Source organism: Paenibacillus sp. GCM10027628, assembly GCF_042676385.1.
GTDB lineage: Bacteria > Bacillota > Bacilli > Paenibacillales > NBRC-103111 > Paenibacillus_E.
Genome location: NZ_JBHTHA010000010.1, coordinates 39,725 through 55,366 on the forward strand (window position 1 = coordinate 39,725; position 15,642 = coordinate 55,366).

Genomic DNA, 15,642 nt, shown 5'->3' on the forward strand with positions numbered 1-15,642 from the left:
AGGCGTATGCATGTAAAATGCAGCGCCTTTTGTCATAGTATTTAAAAATTCATTACAGAGTAAAGCAACATTCCAAAAACAAATAACGTCATAAGAAATATGACAAAAGAAATAATCACGGAGGTGAGGAATATTTGAAAAAAATTTTTTCGATTTTGGTCTTATTTGCTTTTTTAAGCATTTTAGCCTGTACTTCTCAAACAGCTAGTATCAAGAATACTACCTCAAAAGGGACTGATTCTACGAATATGGAATATACGGTTGGACTAACAAGTCCTAGCATAGCAAATAAAAATACTGATTTCACAATTGAGGCAAAATTTACAAACAATAAAGATAGCGATATACGCATCACTCATGGCGAACAACTATTTACATTTTATATTTCCAATAAAAACGGAAAAATAATAAATCATTATCCAATCACAAGCCTCGGTGTAGTAAGAGGTATTCCTAAAAATGGAACTGTTGTTGAACGATATACCTTCAACATAGATATCCCTGGTGAGTATCAAGTATGGGCTGTCGCTAATTTTGATATTTCAGAGAACAATACTGATAAAAAGTATGAATTATCAACCCAAAAGCAAGCTTTAGTTGTTAAGTAGAACATCTAAAAGAATAGTTAAGCTCCAACAAAACGCGGATTTCGTGTAAAGTATGATGTGTTGTTCGAACAGGTCATGTTGCTGTCGCAAAGTTTACGACAGCAATATGACCTGATTTTAAATTCGCGACAGCATACTAACCTGATCTTACGTGTAGCCGTATTGGAGGGTGCAGCAGTTTCATGCGATAGATCATTGATTACCAGTGCAGGTCATGCTGCTGTCGCAAGAGAGGGCACAATGTTGTCGTTGGACAATTCCCCCTTCACTTCCTCGTCGCTACACTTTACTTGGAAGTTACGTAACATCAGAATTCTAAAAAGATAAGCGGAGAGAATACCAGCCACAGCATAAGAATGTGGAAAGGAATGCGGAAACGTAGGCTTTGGCTAGTGCATGTGGAAAGATGCTTCCGCATCCCTTTTCCTGCATTCCTTAGGGAAAGCCAAGGCTCGTTGGGAGTGCTCTTTATGATTTGAACAAGTTCCTCAAACGTAAACTTGTGTTCAACCATGTTGACAGTAAAGTCCTCAGCACGTTTTTGATCCATGTAGAATTTAAACCCACTATAGGATAAAAATGGATGACTACAAACACTGTTCGTTTATTGGGAAACGATTGGGGATGGAGAATGTTGTGGCAATTGCTCCTTATAGGGTATTGAGCTATTGACTGCTTAAGCCATTCCGTATATGGAAGTGGTTTTTTTGACCCTGTATGGCTCTAAGGTATTCTAATATAGGAAAGCTCTGGATGAGGCACACAGGATCCATTAATAGGATCTACAACCCAGTAGATAACCCGGCGGACACTTTGGCGTGCTGCAGGAGCATACGGTTGGTGCAGGGTTGTGGTAAAGGGTTGAAGCAAGCCTGGAAGAAACATACTGCTAGGTGAAGTAACACCGGATGGTGCTGTTGGCATAGCTTGTTGATAAAATGTTTGTGGTTGCGGTAGCGTCAAGAAGTTTGTCTATTTAGGGCTTCCATTTCAATGCATTATTCCCCATATTTCCCCAAGTAAATAAGCGCAATCAGGCAGCCATCGGTCGAATTGAATGCGCTTATTGGTTTACTTCGTTTGGGACAAGCGCCCAAAACGCTCAGGCCATTCCATTTTCGGATGAAAATTGTACAATATACCATGAATAAAAAGAACCGCATTGACCCACTCCGTTTTGAACAATAGCGGTTTACGGGCCAAGTAATGCAAGGGATCAACAGGAACGGAAAAATCAATGTAGTCCGCAAATGTACCTGCAAAACCTTTCGGCCAATGCCTCTTCAGCGGATGGTCCGGCAATCGTCCTCCCGCTTTTACATGCGCGTACGTTTCCAGTAGCCAATCCATGGCCGAAACTCCCTTTAACGGGATGGTCAAGGTTTCCCATCCTTTCAGCAGAGAGCCGTGCTTCCCCCACTCAATACGGATGATAGGCCGTCCGCCGTTCTCTCTGGCTTCCTGCACGGCAGTCTGTGATTCAATTACGCTACTGTGGAAAAACGTCAGCACCTTCGTTACAACCTCATCTTCAGGGTCGTATTCCACCCACACTTCTTCATGATCGCATGGTTCATAATCGTCAGGAAAATCGTAATCGTCCTCCCAGAACAAATGGTAACCGATTAATGGGAGAGTCGGATGATGAACGGCAGCTACATCTTTCAATGGAAAGCATTCTTGCGGGGTCGTTAAAAGCACCGGACAGAATTTGCGGATACGGCTAATCTCCAAGTCGTCAAGATCCTGAAGGGGCGTCTGCTCCAATACCCGCTTGTAAAGCTCGCCGGCACGGCGCAAGTTTCCGTCCAAATGGTAATATTCCGCTGCCCAGACGGCAAATTCCGTACGTTCCGGGCATACTCCGCTAAGAAACTCCAGCATGGGCACCACTGCGCGATAATAATCGCTGCCAGCCGTAACTCCACCGTTTAGCATATTGTCGACGAGGGTTTGGCTGGCTCTTCTCCATTCATCTGCGTATATTTCGATCATGACAGGTTACCCCGCAGCGCTTCTTTTACATGTATCAGTGTCAGGACATTACGCGCCGTAATGGAAGCAACCCCCATGTCGATGAACTGTCTCATCAGGTATTCATCATTCAACGTCCAGACATATACCGGCAGCCCCTTGTCAGCAGCATATTCCAGCAGCTCAGGCCGGACAAGCCGGTAATTGATATTGATGCCGAAACAGCCAGAGGCGAGCGCATCTACGCAAGTTTGCACGACCGCATCTCCGTATGCCATGGATAAAAATAAGCTGGAATCCGCATTCAGCAGCTTCCGTAGTTCGGGATGGGTCCGCTGAGCTATCATGGCCCGTTCGCTTTCGCATCCTGACAAAAAGACCTGATCGAGAAGATTGTACTTTTTCACCAGATCGGCTACAGGTTCAATGGCATCATCTACTTTTAAGTCTAAATTTGCAGTTTTACCTGATGCCAGGATCAACGGCAGCATGTCTTCCAGCCTGCAGATTTGCATCGTTTCATGGAGCTCCCCACGGCGGACTGCGATCAGAAGCTCGCTGATTTCCGCATAGGTCGTTTGTGAAATGAGGTATTCCCGGCAATCCACCGTCCGCAAAGCATCGTCATGGGCTAATACCGGGACGCCGTCTATCGTCACGCGTACATCTTCTTCTACAATATCGGCTCCGAGACGAATCCCAGTTTCTACGGAAAGGAGCGTATTATCAAGCGTGTTCATACATCCGCTATGGGCGGTAATGAGCGGAAATCGTTCAATCATGGCGCATCCCTTTCATCAATCAAAGTAAATGGCATTCGTAAAAGCGATCATTGCCCGAACACCGCGAACCGTCCCCCAGAGCTCAGCCCGAATCCATATGAGTTCGTCACCCGGAAAATCGATCCGGCAACCGGGCTGCTGCGTATGGATCGAATGCTCGCCCAACACGCCGGTGTTCCCTGTAAGTATTAATGAATAGGTTTGATCGGGAAAGTCCCATAATCCTTTACGTACAGTAAAGTCGGCGAAAACATTGGCCGTAATCATGTCCCGTGACTCCGGGTCACCAGGAACTACTTCGCCAATGCCGTAGACAGTTCCTTCCGATTCGACCTCAAGCATGAGATGAGGTCCGATCGTCACCGACGCCTTGCCTGCCGATAGAGCACGGACTGCTTTTTCCGTCACCGGTGCATCCCCGTCCTCGACTCCGAGATAGGTAACAGATACCGGATCTTCCGTTGTCTCTTGGGCGTGCCAATCACGTCCCGAAGTGGCCGCAATCCGAAAGCCCTCATTCAGCTTATCGGTCCATAAACGGAAGGCGCGGGCGTTGTCGCTTTTGATCGAGGGAAACGTCCCTGACCAAACTTCGATATAATCGATATCATTCCAGTCGTTAACGGTAAACTCCCAGAAGCAACCGGTGCATAACGGGCTTCCCATGCGATAAGGATGCGCCATCCCGGCGATGCCGCCATGCGCGTGGACGCGGGCAATCCCGGCGTGAATATCTCCAGCTCCCACCGGGCGCCAGTCTACGAACGCCGTGAGCCCGATCGTCACCATATGCCCGTAAAAAGTCGTCCATTCCATCCCGCTAATGATGGAGATGCCGGATTCCCGCTCAACTGCTTCTTTATCCTGTAAGCCGGTCATCGTATTATGATCGGTCAAAGCGATGCAATCGAAGCCAAGAGCCTTAGCTCCAATAGACAGCTCGCGAAGCGTCTGTCTACCGTCGCTATGAAAGGTATGCGTGTGAAGCTCACTAGCAATCCATGGCATAACAGCTACTCCTCCTCGTGCCATATTTGCAGCGTATATTGGCAATTTTCCATAACGATCGCATGCAGACTTAGCGTCACTTCCCACATTCCGGAAGGCATCGGTCCGCTGACAAGGCCTGGCGACGCTTCGGGTTCGGACAGCAACAGAAGCTGTTCGGGATCATGGCGATGCCCCGCGCCACGGTGGCGTTCGGGGTCGTCCACGGAAATCGTTATTAAATTTTTCAGCGGCAGGAACGATTCCCACTTCGCTTGCAGCCGATCCCGCTGCTCCGGTTCCGTGTACTTGCCGATGCTGGCCTCAATCAGAGCTTTCGATTGTTCACGGTCAGCCAAATTTTTCGGCGCATAAGCAAAGCTGATCCACAGCTTGCCCCCCGGCTCTCGCACAGGAAACTTATACGAGATGTGGCTTTTCGAACAAAGCGGAGTTACCTGCCCCTGCACATCGATTTTCATCGATCTCATGAAGACCTCGCTCCCTCCTCTTGAATCATGGTACGAATGTAAAAGTATCCCATCACCGAGCAAAGGAGGAATGTAAAAAAGGCAGTCGCGGCGGCCAATTGCTTTTCTTGGAACACACTGAAAATTTGCTCCATCGAAACACCGAGCATCTGCGGCGCATTGGCTCCGACCAGAAAGGGAGCCGTAAATGAACCGATGACGCCCATAAATACGAAAGTAACGGCAACGAGTAAAGTTTTGTAAGTGAGGGGCAGCACAAAACGGAAGAAAATGCGCAATCCGCCGGCGCCAACATCCTTCGCGCTTTCGATAATCGAGTTCGGAACCCCGGATAAGGCAGAGCCAAGCAGCATCGTCGTAAAAGGAATATTAAACCATAAGTTCGCGATAATAATGCCTTTCATATCAAAAATGATGCGCGGCATCGTGTCCACATGAGCCAGCAATAAAAATCGAGATACCCACCCATGGTTGCCCAGCAATTGGATCAAGCCGTATGTGGCGATGACGGACGGGATAAAAATAGGAATCATGTACATTCGGCGAATCCAGCGGACTACCGTTCCGTTATTAAAGCGCATGTAAACAGCGAGCGCATAGCTGACCACTAGGACGAGAATACAAGAAATGACGGTAACTTCCAGCGTAAAAATAATGTTGGAACGCATCAGTTTATCGGTGAACAAATACGTGTAATTGGATAAGTCATAACCGCCGGTTTTATTGACGAAGCTCTCTTTCAAGGAAATCAGAATCGGAATGACGACAATGACGAACAGCACTAAAAAAGAGGGGATTACCAGAAGTAACCCCAGTATCCCCATTTTCAATTGTTTGTTTTTGCTCATTGGGCAGCAACTTCACTTTGCCAACGTTTGGTCATATCTTTGTCCAAATCTCCGATGTTGAATGAGCGGAATCCTTCAGAAGCGCCTTTGAAAGAGTCTTGAATATCCTGCGGCATATTCGACAGCTGGATGCCCGGGAAGCCGTGCATTTTATTCACGACAACCGACTGCGCTTCCGGTGACATGACGTAATTCAGGAATTTAAATACAGCATCTTGCTTCTCGGACAGCTTCGGAACCATCAAATACGTCGGTCCGCCGTTAAAACCAGGCGTCAACTGCTTCATTTTCGTCGATTTCGGGAGTTGGTCTTTAGACAATTGATCGAGAACCATATCCGACCATGCCGGAATCATGTCCACTTCACCGCTAGCTAGCAAATCGAGCGTTCCTTGGTTTTTCTTCGGATAAATCCCTTTGCCATAAACATATTTTCCAAGATCCTTGAGCAGCGTAAAGCCTTGATCCCACTGCTTTTCAATACTTGGATCGGAATTATGGATCGCATCTTCAGGCAGAAATTTGTAGAGGGAAGTCATCACGAACGAATCCCCGGAACCTCCGGTGGACGGATCGTTATAAGCGAATTTTTGCGGGTGCTTGCGAATCCAATCATACAGCTCATCCAATGTGTTAGGCACATCTTTGACTTTATCACTGTTATAGGCCAAAACAACGGCTGACGAACGATACGGAACGGCCATGTTTGAAATATCTTTCAACGTTTTCTGGTCTACTTTGCCCAAATTCGGAATTTTGTCGGCGCTTAGGCTCGCCCAAAGGTCATCTTTTTGGCCTCGCGTCACGTAAGACAGACCGTCTTCATAAAGGTCGATATCGCCGGATCCTTTGCCTGCCTGTTTGGCTGCGGTAATACGATCATATGTAGGCTGGGCGCCCGTTCCTGAAGGGATATATACCGGTTTCACTTTAACATCCGGCGTTTGTTTTTCGAACATCGGAATGATCGCATCCCACAAATCTTTTACGTTCTGCGAGCCCGTGAAATAGAACGTAAATTCTACAGGCTGCTTAGCGGATGCCGTTGATTGGGCAGCCGGGCTGGCGCTTGCATTCGCCGGAGCTGCGCTTTTGTCCGCGCTGCCGCAGCCAGACAAAAAGGTTGCTGTGATGGCGAATATAGTCATAAACGTGATTGCAGATTTCTTACGAAACATGGATAATACCTCCTAATTTAAATTTGTGGCCCTAAACTGCCTGATATGCCAATGCTTTTGCAAAGTTTACTGTAATGTTTTTCCCCGGATGCAAGTCTTTGACTTGATCCCGCGGTTGAAATGCCCGAATCAACCCGTGCTCCTGCACATCGACGGATACTTCGGCATAATGCCCCAATACCATGATTTGTTTGACTGTTCCTGGCAGACCTTGCCCTTCTTCTTGTAAATTCACGTCCTCCGGTCGGACAGCGAGGCTTACATCTCCGGAAAGCTTTTTCGGATTCGGGAAGATTAATGGTCCGAGTGTCACTCGTTCGTTGGATACCACCCCCTTCAAAAAGTTCATTTTACCGATAAATTGTGCCACATACAGCGTTTTCGGCTCATCATAGATTTCCTGCGGAGATGCAATTTGCTCGATATGCCCATGATTCATGACAACGATGCGATCGGAGATGGACAGCGCCTCCTCCTGATCGTGAGTAACGAATACCATCGTCAGTCCGGTATTGGCCTGAATCTCCCTGAGCTCTTCTCTCATTTCATGTCGGAGCTTGGCATCCAGCGCGGAAAAAGGTTCATCCAGCAGCAGAACAGCCGGTTTTAAAAGAAGAGATCTGGCTACCGCGATACGCTGCTGTTGGCCTCCGGAAAGTTGGGAAGGATATTTCTGAGCGGCTCCCGGCAAACGAACGAGATGCAGCACATCGGCAACGGCCTGCTCAATCTCGGCCTTCTTTGTTTTGCGTATTTTTAACCCGAATGCCAGGTTTTCATAAACCGTCATATGCGGCCATAAGTTATATCCCTGAAATACCATCGAAGTCGGCCGCTTTTCCGGCGGAGACTGAAGAACACTCTTGCCCTCGATCAGGATGTCCCCCGAATCCGGATCCAGGAAGCCGCCGATGCTGCGAAGCACTGTCGTTTTGCCGCATCCGGACGGGCCTAGCAGGGTAATGAGCTCACCCTTGCGGACATCAAGAGAAATGTCGGATACGCCATCTCCTGTTTTATAACGTTTCGTCAACTGCTGAATCGATAATTGAATATCCACGTACGTTTAACCTCCCTTTTGCGCTATCGGCAATCACTTGATTTGGAACCCGCTCGACATGATATCCGCACTGACAAAGCGCTGGGCAGCCAACAGCAGGATAATGGTCGGTGCCGTCAAAATAATCGAGAATACAGCTCCTGCATAAGCCGGATAATCGGCGATAATCGAGTACATGACGATTGGCATCGTCTTATAATTCGGGATGCCGACCAGGAACGTGCCCTGCGCCTCATCCAGCGAATTCAAGAACGTAAAGATTGAAGCGACAAGGATTCCCGGCATCGCCATCGGCAGTGTAATGCTCCGGAATACACGCAATGGACTGGCTCCCACATCTCTGGCCGACTCTTCTTGGGCGGTATGCACATTGCGGAATGCGGCGGTCGGAATCCAGGTCATGAACATAAGGACGTTAATGATATGTATCATCACCACACCCAAGAGCGTGTTCATTAAGCCAAGCTTGTAGAAAAGTACGGCAATTGATACGTATAGCCCCATTTTCGGAAACGCGTGTGTGAGCAGAAATGAGAACAAGAAGAAGCGGCTTAGCGGAAAACGAATCCGGGCAAACGCATAAGCTGCCGGGATGCAGAGAACTATGGACAAAGCGGTCACGATCGATGCGATTAGAAACGACAAGCCAATCGACTTGGCGATATCCTCCTGCTTGAATACAAATGCCCACCATTTCAACGACCATTCGTGCGGAAGGACATCCGGATAGTTCCATTTTCCTGTGAAAGCCAGTATGGCTAGGTTCAACAGCGGCCCCAGGAAAAAGATGACAAACACCACGAGTATAATAAATTCGATGATTTTCTTAGGACCTATTGCTTTTAAATACCACCGCATGTGGACGCTCCTTTCAAAAAATAGATTTGGGTCCTGTTGATTGCCGAACGATCAATTGGGGTTCGAACACCATGTTGGATACATCAACCGGCTCCTTGCGGATAAGCCTGTCCAGCATCTCGAATGCGCTCGTTCCCATATCCTCCATATTGACACGGATGGTTGTTAAGGAAGGCGAGAACATCGCCGAAAAATCGATACCATCGAAGCCCATCACGGACACCTGCCCAGGTATGCTGACCGACTGCTCCAACAAAAACTTCATCGCACCGAGGGCGATCATGTCATTGGTCGCAAAGATGGCCGTATATGTTCTTGTACGGAAATGATCCCAGTGCTCGCGCATCGTCTCATATCCTTCTTCAAAAGTGGATGCGTCAGGATAGGCGACGGATGAAACCTCAAGCGGTTCCCCATGTTGTTCCATATAATGACGGAATCCTTTCAGTCGCAAATAATGGCTTCGATGGGTTTGCGGACCTGCCAGCACGAATATGTCCCTATGTCCTAAATCCGTTAAATGACCGGCGGCTTTCCTACCTCCCTCTTCGTCCCGATTAACGACATGGATGACCCCATCGACATCGGTCGAGCCATTGACCATAATGTAAGGAACTCCGAAACTTTTAATATTATCGATCACGTTCTGCTGGAGTCGGCTGATTAGAATGAGACCGTCCACTCTTTTTTCGAGCATAAAATCTGAGGAGCGAACCGACATTTCGTGATCGGTCGTCACGAATACAGAGTAATTTAAGCTCGCAGCTGAAGTCAGTATGGCATCGAGAATTTTGCCGTAAAACGGATGCGAAGCGATCGGATGATGCCGCCGGTAAATCATTACGCCGATATTGTACGTACGCTGTGAAACCATGGCTCTGGCCACCGCATTCGGCTTATATTTTAATTCTTGTACGATTCGAAGCACTTTCTCACGTGCTTCCGGGCTTGTATAGCCCTTGTCGGAGATGACCCTGGATACCGTTGACTTGGATACGCCGGCGCGCAGGGCAATTTCCTTAATGGTATACTCCATGCTGCTTTTACTCCTTTTTCATCATGTGAGACCGTTCCCATGTGTGAGACCGTTCCCACATCAAATAGATTAACTGAGTAATGTTTGCCGTATGTTATCGGCATTATAAAGTTATGTAAAGCTGCTTCCTCTCTACATTTATGAGTAAAAAAGCGCTTTCAGAACTAAAAACCTCCCATGAATCAATATCAATTCAAGCTTCTTCAAGTCTTACAGATGTCACAATGCACCTATGGCATGTGCAGCAATTACGGCCACGATGACAAGCGAAATCGAGGCTTGTGTATTCATTAGAAGTTTTGCACGTCTGGACATGACCAGTGTATCAGTAGGTCCTAATGCTGCACTCGTGTTAAATGCCAAAAATAAATAATCCATAAACGTGGGTTTCCAATTCGTCCATAATTCTGATTCGTACATCATTTGTGGGTAAAGAAAGTCGATTGGCTGCGTCTTGTTCACATGTCTTAAATAAGGTCCACCTTGATCAATCTCCCAATACCAAGCGCCAAATACGGAGACATTTGTTACCCACAAGATGGCTGCATCTCGTAACAAATTCACCGCACTTACAGTGGTTCGTGTAAATAAGCCATAAACTAAAGAAGTTACACTGCTAATCAAACCAACCGTAACTATGCCTGTAATAATCAAAGCAATGACGCGAGTCATTTTTTGCTGAGATTTTCGTATGGAAATCAACATCGGAATCAATAAGACTAATGTGATCACGGGTATAAGCCAACTCGGTCCGATTGTTAGCCTTTCTGATAGGACGCTGAGCAGTCCCCCAATGATAAGTATTACATTGAAGAACGACCACCGCGGCACATGCTTAACATATTGTTGTAATTGGTTTTCGTTATTATCGAATTTATTTTTATCTTCCATGTTCAATCAACCTCCATCTAATAATCGACATTTCATTATAATTGCCAAAAAAACAAAAAATCCCCACTGGCCGGAGCCGGCGGGGATTCAATTCACTTCAATTCTTGATAATTCTTTTTATCGGTCCACATCTTTTCAAACTCGGAATCCCATTCCTGAGCGAGCTTCGCTTCATGAATGGCGACTACAACTTCATCGTTTGTCGCTGCCGAGGCTGCCGTGTAGTTAAATGATCCGGTTGTAATGACAGACTTGTCGGCGATTGTTACCTTTAAATGCATAAGCCCTTTATGTATATTTTCCTTAATCGGAATACCGGCTGCTTTCAACTGCTTAAACTTTTCAGCTTGTGCTGCCGCTTTAACCTCCTGCTGGTCGGTCATGACCCGGACTGTGACGCCCCGTTTTTTCGCATCGAGGATCGCAGCGACGATATCCTTATTCGTCAGGCTGTAAATAGCGATATCAAGGTTTGTTTTTGCCCCGTTGATGACTCCGATCAGTACTTTTTCCGGATGCCCATTATCCTTTGTAAAGGCGTAATCGATTTCGGCTTTCGTTTGTTCAGCCGCCGTTGGCTGCTGTTTTGGAGCATCCGTCGTTTGCTGCTGATCTTTTGCTTCAGTCGTTGCCGTTGCAGGAGTTACATTGGCTGCAGCAGTTGTTGATTTATTCGCAGTCTCTGGCTGATTCTTTCCTGCAGAGCATCCAGCTAACGACAATGCGATGATGATTGACGATGTGATTAGCACAGTCTTTTTCATAAATGATCCCTCCTTATCTTTCAATGAGTCTATAATAATTCAATAGATTTGAGATTGTTGTTGAAATGTGAACTAAAAATTCAGAAATCCTGTCGTATTTAGAGGCGTAAACAAAAAAAATCCCAACCGGCAGTTAGCGCCAGCTGAGGATTAAATTTTATAATAAAGAAGGCTTTAAGCTAGAACCACTTTTTCTTCTTAAAGAATACAACCATGACCAAAACTAAAATGATCATGACTCCCCATACATAAGCATACCCAAAATCCCAACTGTACTCCGGAATCCCTTTCAAATTCATTCCGTAAAGACCAACCACAAAGGATAAAGGCAGAAATATAGTACTCCATATCGTCAAAGTTTTCATGATCTCATTCATTCGATCTGCTTTCATGGAAATTTGCATTTCCAGCAGTCCGGTCAGTGAATCCCGAAACATGTCGATCGAATCTACCACCCGGGAGATATGATCGTAAACATCGACGAAGTATACGTCTGCTTCAGGCATAGTATAAGGAAAGTGTTGATGACTAATACTACCTAACAGCGTTCGCTCCTCTATAAAAACTCGTCGCAGGACACTAATAGTCCGCTTCAGCCGAAAAATTTCTTGAGCTATTTTGGAATAGGGATTTTCGTGAATGGCCTCCTCCCACTCCTCAATTTTATCTTCTATATGGTCAACAACCTTGACGTATTCATCCACGCATCGATCCATGATATGGTATAGGATTTGAGCGGGAAATTCCATTTTTCCTTCGATCTTTATAAATTCTTCATACAAGTTGTCCAACACCGGAATATCCTGTTTATATATGGATACTACGTAATTTGGGCCGATCACCAACGCAATTTCGAGAGGGTTGTAATCTTGGTCGATAGCGAAAAAAGAAATGAAAATATTATTCGGATACCGATCCATTTTGGGGCGTTGATTTAGTTTGATACAATCCTCAACCATCAGAGGATGACTATCAAGCAAGTCAGATAGCACATGCTTGATCTCACTTGAGTCAGGAGCTCTTAGACGAATCCACGCTACTTCGTTTTCATTCGGCTTTCTTACTTTTTCCGTAGTTGCATGCTTCGTAGTTTTATTGTAAATGAGCATCGTGATTAGTCTCCTTTCGCTAATGATTTACTTTGCATCTGCCTATTTGATAAGTAGTGGAACTAAATAGAGTAACCCTATGAGGGCAACTCCCATACTTCCGAACCATAGTATTTTCTTCTTTAGAAGGCTCGATATGGATGCTAAAACGATAGCAATTTGCAAAAAAATGAGTGCTGTCCCTGCGCTATGATGTTTGTGAACCAGTTCGGAAGTCTCCTTCATTTTTTCGTCCCTCTGTTTTTCTAACTCATTTGCTTTGGTTTGAATGTCATTCTTTTCAGAATCATATTTCTTTGTGTCGGCTTCGAACTCTTTGGATAATTCACCAGCCTTCGGGTTCGAATCCAGGCTGAAAATTTTTGACTGGCTTTTATAGAGTTCGCCTTTAATACTTTTGGCTTGAAAAAAAGCCCATTGGTCGGATGCTTGCGCCTGCAGCAGAACCGCCTGATCCATTTGTAGAAGAGTATCCGTAGTTACCTGCCCTTCTTTCATTCCCGCAAGTGCGGTCAAAACAGCATATATACTGATAGTAATAGCTATCAAATTATTAAACCTGCTTCGTGCTTCTTCTTCTATGTGATGCTGTTTTTCCTTTTCTTCGAGTTCCTTAACCTCTTCTTCAACTTTTTCTAGTGGGTTCTCTATCCCGAAGTTCTCTTCCAATTCTATTTCCCTCCAAAACGCATTTAGTATCGATTTCCATTAGTCTCCAAATTGAAGAGGTTTCGATTGATGAACCAAAACACTAAGAACCAAACCCATAGACAACATATTAGTCATTAGAGAACTTCCTCCATAGCTAACAAATGGGAGTGCAATTCCCGTAAGCGGCATGAGTCCGGTATGCATCGCAATATTCTCAAAAATTTGCAAAGTAAACATCGATATCACACCTATGATCAAATAAGAACCAGCTAAATCTTCGCATTCCATGGCGATTCGAATCATTCGATAAATTAAAAAGAAGTAAAGTAATAATAGAACTGCCGAGCCAACAAAGCCAAATTCTTCACCAATGACAACATAGATGGAATCTGCATAGTCATATGGGATGTATCCGCTCTGTATCATTTTTCCGTGCAGATAGCCTTCCCCCATTAATTCTCCTGAGCTGACTGCCTTTAAGGAATTTACAACCTGATAACTTTGATCCGGATCACTAGCTGGATCCAAAAATGTTTGAATTCTATGAAGCTGATACGGCTTTACAATTTTATTGAATATCGGTTGATCAACAAAGTATAGTCCTATAATACTTCCAATAACCCCAATAATCACAAGCAGCCCGATGAGTCCATGTTTGAAACGAATCTTCCCGATCCATAGCATCCCTATCAAAATGCAGATAAAAACAATCGATGTTCCCAGATCCGGCTGTTTCATGACCAGCAGAAAAGGGATTCCCACAACCACGATCATCGGAATGATGTCTTGAAATAATCGCAGGTATTCCCCCTTACGTTTATCCAACATATTGGCTAACATAAGGATGACGAATACTTTTACCAGTTCAGAAGGTTGAAACTGCATAAAATGAAGATTGATCCATCGCTGAGATCCATTGATATTCAGGCCTTTAAACATCACAAAAATTAATAGCAATATACCCAATATATACAGGTATAAGGATAAATGGCGGACAATATCCCGATAATCGAGCATGGCCAGGACCAGCATTGGCACAAACATGGCCGCGAACATGACCAAGTTATTCATATGCAGCCCGGCAAATTTCGTATTATTTGTGGCGCTATAGATCACTATCGTGCTGATAGCCATAAAACATAACAATAAGCCGATAATGATAAGATCAATTTTTTTCGCTCTAAGTACCAGTTCGTTGAACACCCGCGGCTCTTCCCTCTCTTGATATATTTAGTAAGATTCCGATACTCGCCATGCTAATTAGTAAGGATGATCCCCCATAGCTAATTAGCGGAAGAGGAACGCCTGTAATGGGAATACTCCCTGTAACGCCGCCCAGATTAATAAGTGCTTGAATACCTATAAGTGATACTACTCCTATGCCAAATAAAGTTCCGAACACATCAGGACATCTCAAGGATACGATGATGCCTCTCCAAATAAATAGGATATAGATGATTAAAAAAATGGAACATCCAATAAAGCCGAACTCTTCTCCAATTGTTGCAAAAATAAAATCCGTGTGCGCTTCAGGTAGGTAGAGCAGCTTCTCTACTCCCTTACCGAACCCTGTTCCCGTCCATCCCCCATGCCCGAGTGCTAATAAAGACTGAACCAACTGGTAGGAGGAGTCCTGAGAATCATTCCATGGATGAAGATATGCCGTGAATCTCTGAAGCCTGTAACTTTTAGCGAAGACGATACCAATCGCAATTGGAAGAAGGAAAAGGCCAATTCCAGTTAGTTGTAAAAGGCTTGCACCGCCGGCAACAATCACGATAGCTGATGCGACAAAGATCACTAGGTCAGAGCCAATATCCGGTTGCAGCATGATTAACCCTAGCACAAGACCAACGATGATAAATAAAGGGAGCAGACCTTTCTTGAATTGGCGGATATGTTCTCCCTTTTTACTGATCAGAGCTGCAAGATAGATGATTAATCCCAGTTTTGCAAACTCTGTGGGCTGGATACCAAAAGATCCGACACCAAACCAGCTGCGATGTCCATTAATTTTTGTACCGAACACAATTACAAGCCCTAGTAAAATAAGAATCAGGACAAAAATAGGACGGGACCATTTTTGAAACATTTGATAAGGTACATTCATCACTAACAGCATTGCAATAGTACCAATGAACGCCCAAATCGCTTGTCTCTCCGTAAAATAAAAAAAAGTATGAAATTTCCAATAAGCCGACGCTTCACTTGAGCTAAACACCATTAAAATTCCAAAACCAACGAGCGCAATAGTGATTAACAAAAGAAGAAAATCAGGCCGTCCCCTCAAAGATTTCTTCGGCTTGCCCTCATCCGTCGTCTGACTTATTCCTGCCATATGATGTCGAATAAAACGATCCTCCTACCCGTAACTCCTTTTGTTCAATGATAGCACCGCCAGATTA

General features: G+C 45.2%; 16 protein-coding genes. 1 reads left to right on the forward strand and 15 read right to left on the reverse strand.

The genetic code is table 11. From position 1 onward, the window contains the following. Positions 1-134: 134 nt before the first annotated feature. The gene (locus tag ACFQZT_RS11290) at positions 135-608 is read left to right on the forward strand and encodes a hypothetical protein (RefSeq protein ID WP_379299700.1); all 474 of its coding nucleotides are present in this window, start codon (positions 135-137) and stop codon (positions 606-608) included. A 1,071-nt stretch (positions 609-1,679) separates the two neighbouring features. Here the strand turns inward: ACFQZT_RS11290 and ACFQZT_RS11295 are convergent. The 15 genes from ACFQZT_RS11295 to ftsW all read right to left on the reverse strand — a co-directional run bounded on the left by ACFQZT_RS11295 (position 1,680) and on the right by ftsW (position 15,575). Then, complete coding sequence (locus ACFQZT_RS11295) at positions 1,680-2,603, reverse strand: hypothetical protein (protein WP_379299702.1); 924 nt, start codon at positions 2,601-2,603, stop codon at positions 1,680-1,682. Next, complete coding sequence (locus ACFQZT_RS11300; protein ID WP_379299704.1) at positions 2,600-3,364, reverse strand: glycerophosphodiester phosphodiesterase; 765 nt, start codon at positions 3,362-3,364, stop codon at positions 2,600-2,602. Before ACFQZT_RS11300 ends, ACFQZT_RS11295 begins: the two co-directional genes overlap by 4 nt. A gap of 15 nt (positions 3,365-3,379) precedes the next feature. Beyond that, positions 3,380-4,372 (reverse strand): CehA/McbA family metallohydrolase, encoded by a 993-nt coding sequence (locus ACFQZT_RS11305; RefSeq protein WP_379299706.1) that lies wholly within the window; start codon positions 4,370-4,372, stop codon positions 3,380-3,382. Between the two features lie 5 nt (positions 4,373-4,377). Further along, positions 4,378-4,842 (reverse strand): hypothetical protein, encoded by a 465-nt coding sequence (locus ACFQZT_RS11310; RefSeq protein ID WP_379299708.1) that lies wholly within the window; start codon positions 4,840-4,842, stop codon positions 4,378-4,380. Then, positions 4,839-5,690 carry an ABC transporter permease gene (locus ACFQZT_RS11315; protein ID WP_379299710.1) on the reverse strand — a complete coding sequence of 284 codons (852 nt, stop codon included), beginning with the start codon at positions 5,688-5,690 and terminating at the stop codon, positions 4,839-4,841. Before ACFQZT_RS11315 ends, ACFQZT_RS11310 begins: the two co-directional genes overlap by 4 nt. After that, positions 5,687-6,868 (reverse strand): extracellular solute-binding protein, encoded by a 1,182-nt coding sequence (locus tag ACFQZT_RS11320; protein WP_379299712.1) that lies wholly within the window; start codon positions 6,866-6,868, stop codon positions 5,687-5,689. Before ACFQZT_RS11320 ends, ACFQZT_RS11315 begins: the two co-directional genes overlap by 4 nt. Before the next feature lie 31 nt (positions 6,869-6,899). Continuing rightward, positions 6,900-7,928 (reverse strand): ABC transporter ATP-binding protein, encoded by a 1,029-nt coding sequence (locus ACFQZT_RS11325; protein WP_379299714.1) that lies wholly within the window; start codon positions 7,926-7,928, stop codon positions 6,900-6,902. 33 nt (positions 7,929-7,961) lie between these two features. Continuing rightward, positions 7,962-8,786 (reverse strand): ABC transporter permease, encoded by an 825-nt coding sequence (locus ACFQZT_RS11330; protein WP_379299717.1) that lies wholly within the window; start codon positions 8,784-8,786, stop codon positions 7,962-7,964. 13 nt (positions 8,787-8,799) lie between these two features. Beyond that, a complete protein-coding gene (locus tag ACFQZT_RS11335) occupies positions 8,800-9,822 on the reverse strand; it encodes a LacI family DNA-binding transcriptional regulator (RefSeq protein WP_379299719.1) in 1,023 nt (340 codons plus the stop codon). A gap of 219 nt (positions 9,823-10,041) precedes the next feature. After that, on the reverse strand, positions 10,042-10,713 hold the full coding sequence (locus ACFQZT_RS11340) for a DUF1345 domain-containing protein (RefSeq protein WP_379299721.1): 672 nt from the start codon (positions 10,711-10,713) through the stop codon (positions 10,042-10,044). 92 nt (positions 10,714-10,805) lie between these two features. Next, positions 10,806-11,477 carry a phospholipase D-like domain-containing protein gene (locus ACFQZT_RS11345; RefSeq protein WP_379299723.1) on the reverse strand — a complete coding sequence of 224 codons (672 nt, stop codon included), beginning with the start codon at positions 11,475-11,477 and terminating at the stop codon, positions 10,806-10,808. A 179-nt stretch (positions 11,478-11,656) separates the two neighbouring features. Further along, positions 11,657-12,586, reverse strand: a complete 930-nt coding sequence (gene corA / locus ACFQZT_RS11350) for a magnesium/cobalt transporter CorA (RefSeq protein WP_379299725.1) — start codon at positions 12,584-12,586, stop codon at positions 11,657-11,659. Positions 12,587-12,628: 42 nt separating this feature from the next. Beyond that, positions 12,629-13,255, reverse strand: a complete 627-nt coding sequence (locus ACFQZT_RS11355; protein WP_379299728.1) for a DUF4337 domain-containing protein — start codon at positions 13,253-13,255, stop codon at positions 12,629-12,631. A 39-nt stretch (positions 13,256-13,294) separates the two neighbouring features. Continuing rightward, positions 13,295-14,440 carry an FtsW/RodA/SpoVE family cell cycle protein gene (locus tag ACFQZT_RS11360; RefSeq protein ID WP_379299730.1) on the reverse strand — a complete coding sequence of 382 codons (1,146 nt, stop codon included), beginning with the start codon at positions 14,438-14,440 and terminating at the stop codon, positions 13,295-13,297. After that, positions 14,418-15,575, reverse strand: a complete 1,158-nt coding sequence (ftsW, locus tag ACFQZT_RS11365; protein ID WP_379299732.1) for a putative lipid II flippase FtsW — start codon at positions 15,573-15,575, stop codon at positions 14,418-14,420. The genes ACFQZT_RS11360 and ftsW overlap by 23 nt, the downstream gene beginning before the upstream one ends. Between the last annotated feature and the right edge of the window lie 67 nt (positions 15,576-15,642).

Bases quoted from the DNA above. Each gene is read 5' to 3' on its own strand.
- ACFQZT_RS11320 (WP_379299712.1), bottom strand. From the start codon at position 6,868: ATGTTTCGTAAGAAATCTGCAATCACGTTTATGACTATATTCGCCATC.
- ACFQZT_RS11305 (WP_379299706.1), bottom strand. From the start codon at position 4,372: ATGCCATGGATTGCTAGTGAGCTTCACACGCATACCTTTCATAGCGAC.
- ACFQZT_RS11330 (WP_379299717.1), bottom strand. From the start codon at position 8,786: ATGCGGTGGTATTTAAAAGCAATAGGTCCTAAGAAAATCATCGAATTT.
- ACFQZT_RS11310 (WP_379299708.1), bottom strand. From the start codon at position 4,842: ATGAGATCGATGAAAATCGATGTGCAGGGGCAGGTAACTCCGCTTTGT.
- ACFQZT_RS11295 (WP_379299702.1), bottom strand. From the start codon at position 2,603: ATGATCGAAATATACGCAGATGAATGGAGAAGAGCCAGCCAAACCCTC.
- corA (WP_379299725.1), bottom strand. From the start codon at position 12,586: ATGCTCATTTACAATAAAACTACGAAGCATGCAACTACGGAAAAAGTA.
- ACFQZT_RS11345 (WP_379299723.1), bottom strand. From the start codon at position 11,477: ATGAAAAAGACTGTGCTAATCACATCGTCAATCATCATCGCATTGTCG.
- ACFQZT_RS11335 (WP_379299719.1), bottom strand. From the start codon at position 9,822: ATGGAGTATACCATTAAGGAAATTGCCCTGCGCGCCGGCGTATCCAAG.
- ACFQZT_RS11340 (WP_379299721.1), bottom strand. From the start codon at position 10,713: ATGGAAGATAAAAATAAATTCGATAATAACGAAAACCAATTACAACAA.
- ACFQZT_RS11315 (WP_379299710.1), bottom strand. From the start codon at position 5,690: ATGAGCAAAAACAAACAATTGAAAATGGGGATACTGGGGTTACTTCTG.
- ACFQZT_RS11300 (WP_379299704.1), bottom strand. From the start codon at position 3,364: ATGATTGAACGATTTCCGCTCATTACCGCCCATAGCGGATGTATGAAC.
- ftsW (WP_379299732.1), bottom strand. From the start codon at position 15,575: ATGGCAGGAATAAGTCAGACGACGGATGAGGGCAAGCCGAAGAAATCT.